Origin of the sequence: Labrys okinawensis, from assembly GCF_047345005.1 — a bacterium.
Lineage (GTDB): Bacteria > Pseudomonadota > Alphaproteobacteria > Rhizobiales > Labraceae > Labrys > Labrys okinawensis.
Genome location: NZ_CP178864.1, coordinates 743853 through 756785, shown reverse-complemented (window position 1 = coordinate 756785; position 12933 = coordinate 743853). Strand labels below are relative to the sequence as shown.

The 12933-nt window shown below is 66.5% G+C and carries 19 protein-coding genes; 1 reads left to right on the top strand and 18 read right to left on the bottom strand.

Annotated features, from left to right (window positions below; translation table 11 throughout):
• Positions 1-7 precede the first annotated feature (7 nt).
• From ACMDCR_RS03660 to ACMDCR_RS03580, 17 genes are all read right to left on the bottom strand, one after another.
• Positions 8-283, bottom strand: a complete 276-nt coding sequence (locus ACMDCR_RS03660) for a VirB3 family type IV secretion system protein (protein ID WP_190260862.1) — start codon at positions 281-283, stop codon at positions 8-10.
• Positions 283-624 carry a TrbC/VirB2 family protein gene (locus tag ACMDCR_RS03655; RefSeq protein ID WP_413991218.1) on the bottom strand — a complete coding sequence of 114 codons (342 nt, stop codon included), beginning with the start codon at positions 622-624 and terminating at the stop codon, positions 283-285. Before ACMDCR_RS03655 ends, ACMDCR_RS03660 begins: the two co-directional genes overlap by 1 nt.
• Positions 621-1619: a P-type conjugative transfer ATPase TrbB gene (gene trbB, locus ACMDCR_RS03650; protein ID WP_413993817.1), complete on the bottom strand. Its 999-nt coding sequence runs from the start codon at positions 1617-1619 to the stop codon at positions 621-623. The genes ACMDCR_RS03655 and trbB overlap by 4 nt, the downstream gene beginning before the upstream one ends.
• 203 nt (positions 1620-1822) lie before the next feature.
• A complete protein-coding gene (locus tag ACMDCR_RS03645; protein ID WP_413991217.1) occupies positions 1823-2269 on the bottom strand; it encodes a CopG family transcriptional regulator in 447 nt (148 codons plus the stop codon).
• 7 nt (positions 2270-2276) lie between these two features.
• A complete protein-coding gene (locus ACMDCR_RS03640) occupies positions 2277-4259 on the bottom strand; it encodes a conjugal transfer protein TraG (protein ID WP_413993816.1) in 1983 nt (660 codons plus the stop codon).
• 41 nt (positions 4260-4300) lie between these two features.
• The gene (locus ACMDCR_RS03635; RefSeq protein WP_413991216.1) at positions 4301-6040 is read right to left on the bottom strand and encodes a relaxase/mobilization nuclease domain-containing protein; all 1740 of its coding nucleotides are present in this window, start codon (positions 6038-6040) and stop codon (positions 4301-4303) included.
• Between the two features lie 354 nt (positions 6041-6394).
• On the bottom strand, positions 6395-7111 hold the full coding sequence (locus ACMDCR_RS03630) for a lytic transglycosylase domain-containing protein (protein WP_413991215.1): 717 nt from the start codon (positions 7109-7111) through the stop codon (positions 6395-6397).
• 4 nt (positions 7112-7115) lie between these two features.
• A complete protein-coding gene (locus ACMDCR_RS03625) occupies positions 7116-7451 on the bottom strand; it encodes a DUF736 domain-containing protein (protein ID WP_413991214.1) in 336 nt (111 codons plus the stop codon).
• Positions 7452-7486: 35 nt separating this feature from the next.
• Positions 7487-8032 (bottom strand): S26 family signal peptidase, encoded by a 546-nt coding sequence (locus ACMDCR_RS03620; protein WP_413991213.1) that lies wholly within the window; start codon positions 8030-8032, stop codon positions 7487-7489.
• Positions 8029-8547, bottom strand: coding sequence for a DUF2840 domain-containing protein (locus ACMDCR_RS03615; RefSeq protein ID WP_413991212.1), 519 nt, complete (start codon positions 8545-8547; stop codon positions 8029-8031). Before ACMDCR_RS03615 ends, ACMDCR_RS03620 begins: the two co-directional genes overlap by 4 nt.
• Entirely contained in the window at positions 8544-8792 is a 249-nt protein-coding gene (locus ACMDCR_RS03610) for a hypothetical protein (protein WP_413991211.1), read from the bottom strand. The genes ACMDCR_RS03615 and ACMDCR_RS03610 overlap by 4 nt, the downstream gene beginning before the upstream one ends.
• Positions 8789-9427, bottom strand: a complete 639-nt coding sequence (gene parA, locus ACMDCR_RS03605) for a ParA family partition ATPase (protein ID WP_413991210.1) — start codon at positions 9425-9427, stop codon at positions 8789-8791. The genes ACMDCR_RS03610 and parA overlap by 4 nt, the downstream gene beginning before the upstream one ends.
• Positions 9424-10539, bottom strand: a complete 1116-nt coding sequence (locus ACMDCR_RS03600) for a replication initiator protein A (RefSeq protein ID WP_413991209.1) — start codon at positions 10537-10539, stop codon at positions 9424-9426. The genes parA and ACMDCR_RS03600 overlap by 4 nt, the downstream gene beginning before the upstream one ends.
• A gap of 14 nt (positions 10540-10553) precedes the next feature.
• Entirely contained in the window at positions 10554-10805 is a 252-nt protein-coding gene (locus ACMDCR_RS03595) for a helix-turn-helix transcriptional regulator (protein ID WP_413991208.1), read from the bottom strand.
• A gap of 199 nt (positions 10806-11004) precedes the next feature.
• Positions 11005-11544, bottom strand: a complete 540-nt coding sequence (locus tag ACMDCR_RS03590; RefSeq protein ID WP_413991207.1) for a DUF2285 domain-containing protein — start codon at positions 11542-11544, stop codon at positions 11005-11007.
• Positions 11545-11581: 37 nt separating this feature from the next.
• Positions 11582-11791 (bottom strand): transcriptional regulator domain-containing protein, encoded by a 210-nt coding sequence (locus tag ACMDCR_RS03585; protein ID WP_413991206.1) that lies wholly within the window; start codon positions 11789-11791, stop codon positions 11582-11584.
• Positions 11792-11911: 120 nt separating this feature from the next.
• Positions 11912-12175, bottom strand: coding sequence for a DUF2285 domain-containing protein (locus ACMDCR_RS03580; RefSeq protein WP_413991205.1), 264 nt, complete (start codon positions 12173-12175; stop codon positions 11912-11914).
• 227 nt (positions 12176-12402) lie between these two features.
• Here ACMDCR_RS03580 and ACMDCR_RS03575 point away from each other — a divergent pair, with 227 nt between their 5' ends.
• Positions 12403-12657 (top strand): helix-turn-helix domain-containing protein, encoded by a 255-nt coding sequence (locus ACMDCR_RS03575; protein WP_413991204.1) that lies wholly within the window; start codon positions 12403-12405, stop codon positions 12655-12657.
• 10 nt (positions 12658-12667) lie between these two features.
• Here ACMDCR_RS03575 and ACMDCR_RS03570 read toward each other — a convergent pair whose 3' ends face one another.
• Entirely contained in the window at positions 12668-12880 is a 213-nt protein-coding gene (locus ACMDCR_RS03570; protein WP_067732649.1) for a helix-turn-helix domain-containing protein, read from the bottom strand.
• Positions 12881-12933 lie beyond the last annotated feature (53 nt).

The window sequence follows — 12933 nt, the reverse complement described above, 5'->3', positions numbered from 1 at the left end:
CGGAGCCTCAGACGCCGAGATGGGCCGGGTAACGAAGGTGCCGGCGCACCACGTCGACGAACTGCGGATCGCGCTTCGCCGCCCAGACGGCGGCGGCATGACCCACCGCCCAGATCAGCGTCCCGGGGATCCAGAGGCGGAGGCCGAGGGCGATCGCCGCCGCGAGCGTGCCGTTGGCGATCGCGACGGTTCTCGGCGCGCCGCCCATCAGGATCGGGTCGGTGAGCGCGCGATGGACCGGCGCGAAAAAGCCGGGCACGTCGGGATCGACGATCGCGGCCATCAGACTAGCGCTCCGCCGGAGAAGGAGAAGAAGGACAGGAAGAAGCTCGACGCGGCGAACGCGATCGACAGACCGAACACGATCTGGATGAGCCGGCGGAAGCCGCCCGAGGTGTCGCCAAAGGCGAGCGTCAGGCCGGTCACCGTGATGATGATCACCGAGATGATCTTGGCGACAGGCCCTTGCACCGACTCCAGGATGGAGTTGAGCGGGGTCTCCCACGGCATCGAGGAGCCTGAGGCGTAAGCCGCCGGGGCGAAGGCGATCGACAGAGTGGCAAGCGTGACGAGCTCGGCCAGGCGACGACGCGAAAAGTGTGCGACAGCTAGGATGCGGATCATGATGGGTCTCCAAGGGGCAAGGGGTCGCCGCCCGCCAAGGCGGACTGGACGCGGTAGTCGCCGGTGGCGGGATCGAGACCGGCGACGAAGGCGAGTTCGGAAAGGCGGCGTTCGCTGCCGCGTCCGCGCAGCACCGCGACGAGATCGATCGTCTCGGCGATCAGCGCCCTGGGGACGGTGACAACGGCTTCCTGGATGAGCTGCTCGAGGCGGCGCAGCGCACCGAGCGCGGTGCCGGCGTGGATCGTGCCTATCCCGCCCGGGTGCCCGGTGCCCCACGCCTTCAGAAGATCCAGCGCCTCAGCGCCGCGCACCTCGCCGATTGGAATACGATCGGGCCGCAAGCGCAGCGAGGAGCGGACCAGATCGGACAGCGAGGCGACGCCGTCCTTAGTGCGCAAGGCCACCAAGTTGGGGGTGCGGCATTGCAGCTCGCGGGTGTCCTCGATCAGCACCACCCGGTCCGCGGTGCCGGCGATCTCGGCCAGAAGGGCGTTGGTTAGCGTGGTCTTGCCGGTGGATGTGCCGCCGGCGACGAGGATGTTCTTGCGGTCTGCGACGGCGGCGCGGAGTGCTGCTGCTTGGCTGGCCAGCATGATGCCGGCGGCGACATAGTCGTCGAGGGTGAAGACGGCGACGGCGGGCTTGCGGATCGCAAAAGCCGGCGCGGCGACCACCGGCGGCAGCAGTCCCTCGAACCGCTCGCCCGTCTCGGGCAGCTCGGCCGAGACACGCGGGCGCTCGGCATGAACCTCGGCGCCGACATGGTGCGCGACCAGGCGCACGATCCTCTCGCCGTCGGCGGCGGACAGGGTGCGGCCGCTATCCTCCAGACCGCCCGACAGCCGGTCGATCCAGAGCCGGCCGTCGGGGTTTAGCATTACCTCGACGATCGAGGGGTCTTCGAGGAAGCCGGCGATCGCGGGACCGAGCGCGGTGCGCAGCATGCGCGCACCGCGGGAGAAGGCCTCGGAATGAAGTGGTGTGACCGCCACGATCGTCCCCGTCATTGGCCAATCGCGAGACGCGACTAGCGACGGGGACGATTAGAAGAGGCAAGAAATGGGGCTGTTCAACAAGTATTCAGTCGTCGTAGGGACCGAGCGTAGAGCAGAGAAATAAGACTTGCTGGGTGCGATGGACCTTTTCGGGTACTCGCCTTCTTTCGCCGCACCACGGAATGAATTTGGTTCGGCGATTACGATTCGGAAAACCCGCTGGCGGAGTGCTCCGAGACGTCGTCCGGAATCTCCTGCCGAAGTTTCGGCCCCTCGTTGAGGCGCCGGCCCAACGTGGCGATGAAGTTGTCGTAGCGCGCGCCGGCCTGGGCGCGCGCGGCCTTCGCGGCCGGCTCAGGGAGCGGCGGCGTTGTGTTCAGCCAGAAGCGGATGAACAAGGCGAGGGTCTCGACGCCGATCGAGACGTCACGCTCGAGCCGCGCCAGGCGCCTATCGTGCTGGTCGAGGCGCTTGGCGATCGCCGCTTCGCGTCGCTCGTCGGCATCGGGTGACAAGAACGATGCGATGGCCGCCTCGGCAACGATCGACATCGATTGCTCGCGACGCGCCGCGTAGGCGGACAGCGCCTTCATGACGTCCGGGTCGAGATAGACCGAAACCTGGGCCTTTTTCTTCGGCGCCGTCATCCGGCCCTCACAGTCCGAGGTCGTCGCCCGGATCGAGCGAGGCCTGGCGGGCGATGCCCTGCATCAGGTCGTTCATCCGGCCGATCCGGGGCGCGTCGTCCTCCAGCTCGTCGGCCGGGTCGAGCGCGAACTCGTTCTCGATCGGCTCTTTCTTTTCGATAGTCTCCTGGCTCAACTCCGGCTGCCTGCGGCGATCCGCGTTCTTCGGATCTTCATCGTCAGCTTCCTCGCCATCGCGCGCCGCCGGCGACGGCGGGCGCGGCGGCAGCGGACGGGCGCTCCAGTCGTCGGGCCGTCCCTCTTTCGGCTGTGCCAACACGGGCGGGGGCACGATGCGCTCTTGGAAGCGAGCGTCCTCGTAGTAGCGCGCCTTCTTCGCGCGGATCGGATGCAACCCCGAGACCATGACGATCTCGTCGGCGGGTGGGAGCTGCATGATTTCGCCGGGGGTCAGCAGCGGACGCGCGGTTTCCGAGCGCGAGACCATCAGGTGGCCGAGCCAGGGCGACAATCGACTGCCGGCGTAGTTTTTCATCGCCTTCATCTCGGTTGCTGTGCCGAGTGCGTCGCTCACTCGCTTGGCGGTCCGCTCGTCGTTGGTGGCGAAGCTGACGCGGACATGGCAGTTGTCGAGGATCGAGTTGTTGGGGCCGTAGGCCTTCTCGATCTGGTTCAGTGACTGGGCGATCAAGAAGCTCTTGATCCCGTAGCCCGCCATGAAGGCCAGCGCGGACTCGAAGAAGTCGAGGCGGCCGAGCGCCGGGAATTCATCCAGCATCAGAAGGAGGCGACGCCGCCCGGCCTTGGCTAGCAAGTCCTCGGTGAGCCGGCGCCCGATCTGATTGAGGATCAGCCGGATCAGCGGCTTGGTCCGATTGATGTCCGATGGCGGTACGACCAGGTACAGTGTCGTCGGCCGCTCGCCTGCCACGATGTCGCCGATCCGCCAGTCGCATCGCCGTCTGACCTCAGCCACGACGGGATCGCGATAGAGACCGAGGAATGACATGGCCGTGCTGAGCACGCCCGACCGTTCGTTGCCGGACTTGTTCAGCAGCTCGCGCGCCGCCGACGCAACGACGGGATGGACGCCGGCCTCGCCGAGGTGGGCGGTCTTCATCATCGCCGACAAGGTCGACTCGATCGGCCGCTTGGGATCGGACAAGAATGCGGCGACGCCCGCGAGGGTCTTATCCTCCTCGGCATAGAGGACGTGCAGGATCGCGCCTACCAGCAACGCGTGGCTGGTCTTCTCCCAGTGATTGCGCTTCTCGAGGCTGCCTTCGGGGTCGACCAGGATGTCGGCGATGTTCTGAACGTCGCGCACCTCCCACTCGCCGCGCCGCACTTCGAGCAGCGGATTGTAGGCCGATGACTTCGCATTGGTCGGATCGAACAGAAGCACGCGGCCGTGCTGGGCACGGAAGCCGGCGGTGAGCTGCCAGTTCTCGCCCTTGATGTCATGGACGATCGCCGAGCCGGGCCAGGTCAGGAGCGACGGGATGACAAGGCCGACGCCTTTGCCCGATCGTGTCGGCGCGAAGCACAACACATGCTCCGGTCCGTCGTGGCGCAAATAGCTGCGCTGGTAGCGGCCCAGCACGACGCCATCGGGGCCGCTGAGTCCAGCGGCTTCGATCTCCTTCGGTTGCGCCCAGCGGGCAGAGCCGTAGGTCTCGGCGTTCTTCGCTTCGCGGGCACGCCAGACCGACATGCCGATCGCCACGGCCGCAGCGATCAATCCGCCTGACGCGGCGATGTAGGCGCCCTCGATGAAGATCGACGGCGCATAGGCATCGTAGGCGTACCACCACCAGAAGAACGCCGGCGGGAGATAGAAGGGGAAATGCAGCACCTCGAACCACGGCCGCCCAAGCTCCGGCTGAAAGCCGAGGCGCCAGGCCGTCCACTCGGTTGCCGTCCAGATCGCCAGCAGGACGATCGCGAAGACGGTGATGACTTGGCCCCAGAGAATCTTTGTCGCGGACACAGCAGACGTCCTTTCCTGAAATCGTTGATGGGTGGGATCGCTCACAGGCCGAGTCCCCGATTGCGGCCGAAGTCCCAATCGATTCCGGCGTCGGCACGGCTGACACCGGAGACGTGGCGGCCGAGCTGCTTCTCCAGCGACGGCGTCCAGGGCACGAGCTGGAAGCCGAGGCCGTCATCGATCATGGCGAAGCGCCCGGAGGCGAGCGCGAAGCGCTGGCGATAGGCCCCGGCCACATACTCGCCGGCCGCGGCTTGATTGAACGGCTGACCCGTCTCGGCTGCGAGCCGCTCGCCCAACGTCTCGACCTCGCGACGCCGGAGCGTTCCGATCAGGCCCTGGGAAAAGACGATGCCACGTGTCTGGCGTTCTGCGAGGCCCTGCTCGATGAGCTGCTCGGCCCGCCGCTCCATGGCGTCGCGGACCTCGGCGCCGAATCCAGCCTGGCCGAGCGCCACGGGATCTCGGGCGACCGCCTGCCGGTCGAGCCACGTCGCGCCGCTGGCCGTCACCTGGTTCTCGATTGAGAGATCGGACCGAACGGCCAGCGCGACCCGACGGCGACCTTGCGCGTCGTCGAACTTGCGTAGCTCGACGATGGAGCCGGGCGCGCTGTCGCCGGCGGCGTCGAGATCGGGGAATCTGATGTGATGGGTGCGGCCGTCAACGCCGTCGACCACGGCATAGGCCGTGCCCTTCAACTCGTCGTCGAGACCGCGATCGACCAGCCGGCCGACAATGGGAACGTCGAGGCTTTCGGCGGCGAGGACGTAGCTCGCGGTCGCCCGCTCGATGCCACGTTCGGTCAGGCCGCGGTGGATGCGCTTGATGATGTCGCCGCGTTCGCCGAGTTCGCGCAGCGTCGTCTCTGCGGCCGCCTCCATGGTCCACTGGCCGGGGCCGATCTGATGCGCGAGGCCGAGGCTCTCCAGATGCCGCAGCCGTCCAATCTTCAGACTCTGGAATTCGTCGGGCTGCTGAGCAGCACCGGCAGCCAGGTCGATCATGCCATGACGATTGGCGTCGCGAGCAAGTTGCCGATCGAGCTGGGTCCAGCGCTCGGCCTCGACCTGGCGCTCGAGCGCGTGCCGGATATTGAGATCGCTGCGCAAGCCGAGTTCCTGCGTGACCAGGTCCTGGGCGCGGGCGCGCATTCCTTCCTTGATGTAGTCGCGCGAGATGACCAGGTCCTGGCCGTCGTCGGCGACGCCGCGCACGATGATGTGGACGTGCGGGTGTTGCGTATTCCAGTGATCGACGGCGACCCAGTCGAGCTTCGTGCCGAGATCCTTCTCCATCTGGCCGACCAGCTCGCGGGTGAAGCCCTGGAGGTCGGCCATCTCTGGCGCGTCTTCCGGCGAGACGATGAAGCGGAAATGGTGGCGGTCCTTCTCGCATCGCTCGGCGAAGGCCTTGGGATCGGCGTCATCGGTCTCGGGACCGAACAACCGCGCCTTCTCCCCGTCCCGGGTGACGCCCTCGCGCCGGAGATAGCCGAGATGGGCGGCGAGCGGCGCGGACCGCGCCGTGTGACGGACCACGCGGGTCTTGACCGTCACCAGCCGCGAGCGGCCGGTCAGCAAGCGGTTCGCCCGGACGCTGGCGGCCCGGCCCCGCCCGAAAGTCGAGCGGCTCGCGCTTCGGAGCAGACCCTGCCGCGAGATGCCGCCGCCGGCGCGCTGGGCGGCAGCGAGCGCCTGGGCGATGAACGGCTTGGCGCGCTGGCTGCGCGATGATCGGATGCGGCCTGGCCGGGGCTGGAAGTCGTTCTCGTCAGCCATCGCCGGTCCCCGCAATGTGCGGAAAACCCAGCTCTGGCAGGGGATTGCAGGCCGCGCGCACAGTGCGGGCGAACGCCGCACATTGCCGTATCAGTGAAAAACCCAAGCAAAAACAACCAACCGACCGAGCCGCACGTTGCGGCCTTTTATCTGGCCCTCGGTCGGTTGGTTTCTGCGCTCCTCCCCTGCCTGCCCTTCCTTCTTCCCGGAAGAACGCTGTGCCTCGCCTGCCTACGAAATCGCGCCCTGTAGCTGCGATGGGGTCGCTTAAGACGTCGGAAGCCGCCGAGCCGACAGGAAAGCCACGAGCTGACCGAGGCGACGTGGCGGGACGACGAAGGGGGCGCAGCGAGATCACGGCTTCGGCCCCGCTGCGGAAATGTGGACGAACAACCCATCGGATTGCGGCGCGATGGCCGACAGGTCGCGCACCGCGACGGCGGGCGGCGTGTCGTTCAACGGCGGTTTGGCTGCCGCGCGATCGACAGGTTCAGCGCTTGCCGATCGCACGATGAAGAGCGGCGCCATTGTCCAAGACGACGGATCGGAGGCCGCCACGAGGACAGGCCCATCGGTCGCGCCGTCCCCGACAAAAGGGACGAGCGCCGCCACATAAGCGACGGTTTCGGGCGGCAGCGGACGATGCCGATCGCGGTAGTCCTCGTATCGCCCAGGCCCCGCATTGTAGGCCGCGAGGAATCCCGGCGATCCGTAGCGGTCGTGCATCTCGCGCAGGAAGGCCGCGCCCGCCAGGATGTTGTCGTGCGGATCGAACGGGTCGCGCCCGAGGCCGTAGCGAGCGCGCAGCGCAGCCCAGGTTTCGGGCATGAGTTGCATCAAGCCCATCGCGCCCTTGGCCGAGACGACGCGCCGATCGCCGCGGCTCTCGATGCGCATGATCGCCCGTATCCATGCTGCCGGAATGGCGAAGCGTTGAGCGGCTTCGGCGATCAGGTCGGCGTAGGAATCGCTCGCCGACCGCACCGCCATGGGCGCCGCCTGAGCGTGGACGGCGACAGCGGGCATGCTGAGCGCCGTCATGCTGGCGAGCAGAAGTAGCGCGCGCCGCATGCGGTCAGCCCCGATCGCCGCGCTTCGGCGGGCGGTTCCAATTCAGCACCCAGGCGGACTTGTCGTCGCCCGACTGGAACAGGTTGGCGCGGATCGGCTGCGAGAGTGCGGGATCGTCGATGACGAGCGAGACGTATTCGCCGGCCTTCTCGCCGGTGCGCTTCCAGCCCGCGCCGATCTCCGGCCCTTCGCCGTCGCCCATATGAATACGGTAGTCCGGCGCATTCTCGGCATCGGAGGATTCGGCCGGAACGAGGGAAAGGTCTCGGTAGAAGAACAGCGTCTGGATGCGTCCGGTGAAACCGGATTTATCGCGGGTGAACTGACCAATCTGCGCCATGGGAAACCTCCGTTGTTGGCGGGTTGAGAAGCGGGTCAATCGGTGGCGGCGCGCCACACGAAGCGGCCGTCACCGGCCTCGTCGGTCCACAAGGGGACCGCGCGGGCGACAATCGCGGTGGTGGGAAGCGGGCCGAAATAGCGTCCGTCCAGGCTGTCTGGGACGGTCGGATTCATGAGGAAGACTTCGTTGAGGCCGAGCGTGTGGCAGCCGCTCCAACGCGGCAGCGGGCGGCCGAGATGATCGCGCTCGCGCGCCACGCCGACGTCGATATGATCGACCGTGATGGCGTCGCCTGCGCGGCACACGGTCTGCCCAGGCACCGCCATCACATGCTTCAGCAGCGGCACGCCCTTGGGCAGGAAGCCGCCATCGGCGAGGTAGCTGGCGATTGGTTCGGGCGCGCGCACGGCGACGAGCTCGAGCGCGCGAAGATGTCCGGCCGGCCGTAGCGCATAAAGCCCGGTCGGGGTACTCGCCGTAGCGTTCCAGATCAGGCGTGGCGCGGGATGGACGAAGGCCAAGCCGATGAAGACGAGCATGGCGAAATACGTCGTCATGACGTAGCCGAAGCGGGTCATAGCGTGACGCTCCTGCGCTTGAGCCAGGCCGCATGCTGATCGCGCGTGTAGGGACGCGGCTCATGGCCGGCGGCGAGACGGTTGTGGAGATGGCGCCAGTATTCCGGCGCGGCGTCGGTGGGATCGATGTCGAGTGTCTCGACGGCGTCGATCGCCTGCAGCACGCGCTCGACCTTCGGCCAGCTATCGACGCGCAGCAGGATCTCGCCGCCGGGGCGCACGAACGGCAGCGTCTGGAAACGTGCGCCAGGCTCGACGGCGCGCACGATATCCATGCGTGAGATGACGGTGCCGTAGTCGTTCGCCGCCCAGCGCACGAACGCGAAGATACTGCCCGGCTTGAAACTGGAGATGCTGCGGCGGCGATCGAGGATCTTCTCCTCGGCGCGCCGGCCGAAGCGCAGCCAGTGCTCGATCTTCTTCTCGATCCAGGTCAGCTCGACATGGGTGAGAGCGATCGTGCGCCGATGCGATGGCGGTACGACACGCGGCGGCGACGGCTCGTTGTCGTTCATGAGCTCTCTCCGGGATCGGCGGGAAATTCGCTCGCCAGGAGGTCGCGCAGCATGTCGGCGACGGTGACGCCGCGCTGGAACGCGGCGACCTTGATCCGGCCGCGCAGCACCGGCGTAATGTCGATCGTCAGGCGCGCGGTGAAGGCGGAGGGCTCGTCGCCACGACGGGCGTCGGGCGCCTTGATCCAGCTCTCGGCGTCGCCGGGCCGGGCGGCGAAGCCGCGTCGGGCTCCATTCGCGCTCATGGCGTGATCCTCGCGACTTCAGCGGCGAGCGCGGCGATCTCGCGCGCCGCGGCGCTCTGCTCGGCCAGCTCGAATACGAGGCGGCCGGATTGCGCGGCGTCGGCAAAGACGACACGCTGGCCGATGGTGCTGGTGAGCACGGGCGGGTCGTGATCGGCGAGCGTCTCCGCCGTCTCGCGGGCGATCACCGTGCGCGCGCCGCAGCGGTTCAGTACGAAGCGCGCGGCGAGCCCAGGGCGATAGATGCGGGCCTCGCGGAGCAGGTCCAGCATCTCGGCCGAAGCCCAGCCGTCGAACGGCGACGGCTGCACCGGGATCAGCACCAGGTCGGCGGCGAGCAGCGCCGAGCGCATCAATCCCGCGACACGCGGCGGCCCATCGATGACGACATGATCGGCGGTGCGCGCGATCTCCGGCGCTTCGCGGTGGAGCGTGTCGCGCGCGAGGCCGACGACGCCGAACAGCCGTGACACGTTCTCCCGCGCCCGTTGCTGGGACCAATCGAGTGCCGAGCCCTGCGGGTCGGCATCGATCAGCGTGACGCGCTTGCCGTGCAGCGCCAGCTCGCCGGCGAGATGCAGCGCAAGCGTGGTCTTGCCGACGCCGCCCTTCTGATTGAGGAGAGCAACGATCATCGCTTCCCTCCCGGCCTGCGGCTGAGGGGCAGCGACGGCTGTCGTGCCGGCTGTTCGGCGGTCTGCGCTACAGGGGTCGCGGGCTTATCCGCAGATCGCGCGCCCCAACTACAAGAGTTAGATTCTGAGTTAGACTCTAAGTTAAGGCCCGGAATCGCCGTTTCTGGCCAGAGCGTTAGCTGCGGTTCGTGCGTGCGAAGTCCCGATAGGGCTGCGTGCGGAGTCCCGATACCGTTTGCGTGCGAAGTCCCGAGCGCTTCCACAGCGCCATCCACAGGGACTGTGGACAGGTGGGCCGGCAGGATGCGCAGCAGCTCGCGGCGGCCCTGCCACTCGATGCGCAGGCGATAGCCGGGCAGCGGTTGGCGCGCGGCGATGCGCCGGATCTGGAGCGCGAAATCCGAGACGCGCACCAGGCTTCCGGACTTCTCGTGCAGATGGGCGATCTCGAACAGCCAACCCTTCGGCTGACGGCCGGCGTGCTTGCGGGCGACGCGATAGAGCCAGCGCTCGATGCCGCCGGTTAGTCGGAAGTAGGCCGGATCGATGGCGAGAACGAGCGAGCGATCGATGACGCCGCGATAAAACCAATCGGGGAGCACGAACTCCATGCCCTCGACGCGACCGTCGCGTGTCGTGCATTCCTCCCACTCGTTGATCCAAGAGAACTGGTGACGCCGCCAATGTTCGCCGCTGCGGATGGTGGTGCGGATGACGGTCGACTGTAGGCGCGCCAGCGCGCCCTTCAGCAGTTTGTAGTCGCGGGCGCCCGTCTGTCGACCGATCGCGGTAAGGAGCTGATAGGGCGTGAAGCGCAGGAAGCGCGAGGTCTTGAAGCCGAGGTTCTCGGCCTCGACGATCTGGCTCGCCGCCCAGATCAGCACGTCGGCGTCCCAAATGGTCGCCATGCCGTGCTCAGGCACGGCGTAGACCTCGACGCGAACGCCGGCGGCTTCGTAGAGGATCGGCGCCGTGCGCCTGGCCTTAGCGAGGGAGAAGAACGGCCGCTCCATCAGGTCGCGCTGATCGCGTGGGCTGGCGTCGCCGGTGGCGACGACGAACGGATCGAGCTGGCTCCGTTCGCTGGCGGTGATGAGGCGGCGGGGCGACATCGACGAACCCCGCGTCAGCGATGCGCGTGGCCGGCGGCGCGGGCCTCGATGTATCGAGGGTCCGACGTCGATCTGCACGCGGCCTGGTCGGCCCAGGCTTCGAGGTCGTCGACCGCATAGACGACGCGGCCGCCGAGTTTCCTGAAGGTGGGTCCGCTGCCATGGGAGCGATATTTCTCCAGCGTGCGCGGCGAGATGCCGAGCATGCGCGCGGCCTCGTGAGTGCGGACGTAGCGCGTAGCGAGCTGCGCGGCCCTGTCGGCCATTGGATGCCTCCGTGTTGCCTAGAAGCGCCGCGGCTAAGTCGCGGCATGTCCGGGTCACGGTGGCGGAGAGTTCAGGCGTTGGGGGTGGACGAAGATTTTCGCCCGTATGTGTCCCCCCTTGTTTGCGAGCGGGTGAACACGAGCGTAGCCGGCGCGGTCGCGTGTCGTGGCGTTGGCGTTTGGGAGATCGACGGACGCGTCAGAGACCGCGCAAGAGCTTGAGATAGCCCCTTTCGACCAAGGCGATCGAATCGTGGATGAGGCGGTTGGCCTTACGGCGTGCGTGCGAGTCTTTCCATTCGACGGAGGGAAGCCGGGCGTGATCAGAGGTCAGCACTTCCGCCGCGACGTCGCGAGGCCCGCCGCCGGCGTCGTGAACGTCGAAGGCGTGGAGAAGCTCGATCAACCGTCGTTTCTGAAAAGCGGTAAGGCGAAGCGCGGCAGGAAGAAGTTTGACTCGCTGGCCACGAAGGCGGCGCACGAAGCGCAGTGCGACATCGAGCCGAAGTTCAAAGGAAATGTCGGGCGGCAGCAAAATGGCGGAACGTGTGGGGGTATGATCGCTCGGCAGACGGACGTGGAGTTCGCCGGAGCCGTCGTTGACAACAAGCTCACGCCCCTCATCGTCTGCATCGTCAGCGACGATCAATCCGAGCTGCGTGGCATCAAGCGACGTCAAATGGTCGAACCCTGCCGGTGCCGGTTCGAGGATCAGCGTACCGGGCGAGAGTTCGGGCAACCAGGCGACCGGGGCGGCCCCTACCGGAAGGCTCGGATCATGGGCGAAAACGCAACCCCCATCGCCGAGCGAGACCGACCTGGGCGGTTTCTGCATCGACGGAGGCGCGCGCGATCTGGCGCTGTGTGCGGACGAAGTCGCGGCGGTAATCAGGGTTGCGGCGCAGGAATTCGACGGCGAAGCCTGGGCGTTCGAGGCGGTTCAGGCGGTCAATCGTCTCCGGCGAGCGCCAATACTCTGTTGGCATGGCGTTTCCTCTCGTTTTGTCCCTCAAAGGGGGCCTCCACGATCCGGAAATTCGTCGGCGAAAGTAGTCCCTAAGGTTGCATCGCGCGGGGCTGCACGCCGTCAGAGTCGCTGTGTCTTTTCACTGCATCCGCGGCTCAAGCAGATGCCGAAATCCTGCCTCGGTCATCCAGCGAGCGCGCGCGAGATGGCTCTCATGGACCGTTTTGGCACGGGTCGGTTCACGTGCCGGGTCGAGGCCAAAGAGCACCTGGACAACTTCGCGCCAGTCGGCGCCTTCTTCCTCGGCCATCAGCAACCGCAGATAGACTGCGAGATGTTGCTCGTCATAGGCATTCACGCGCTCGGTGTACGGCGGCCGGTCCTGAAACGGCGCTTCAGTCATTGCGATCTGCCCCCTTGAGATCAATGCAATGTGCTAAGCATTCATTTACCGCGAATTTTTGCAAGATTTGCGCCGCGAATACTTGTGCTGTGATGCGTGGGGCGCATCACGTTGCTCGTCAAAATGGCAAACAGTGGCCTCCGCAGCGTCGATGAATAGCAGCGGCATGTACGAATCGGAACGATCATTCCTGGAACGATAGTTCCTATATCGGCTCCATCATCGCCATGGATCTCAAGGAGGTCATGGCGATCAATCTGCGTCGGTTGCGTCATGCTAAAAGGATGACGCAAGAAGAACTGGCCGAAAGAGCCGGGTTGAGCGCCCGATACGTGGGAGGGATCGAGCGCGCCGACGTCTCGGCCAGCGTCACCGTGCTCGGCCGGATCGCGGAAGCGCTCGAGGTGGAAGCCACCGAACTGGTGCGCGCCGCGCCCGTGAAGGCTCGGAAAAAGGCGGCGGTCGAGCCTCAGGTTCCGTGACGATTCCGGTTCACGTCTCGCGCCGGAAGAATTCGACAGGGTCCGCTTCAAGGACCTCGGCGAGCTTCTCCAGCATGTCGACGGTCGCGGAGTGCTGTTCGCGCTCCAGCATGCCAACATAGTTGCGATTGATGCCCGCACGATCGGCAAGCTCCTCCTGCGACATGCTTTTGGCATGTCTCAGTCTTCGCAGATTCGTGGCGACGATCTCCCGCAAGCTCATGCGGTGAGATCGCCGTGCCACCTAATATACTGCCACCTAGTAAACTAGGTATT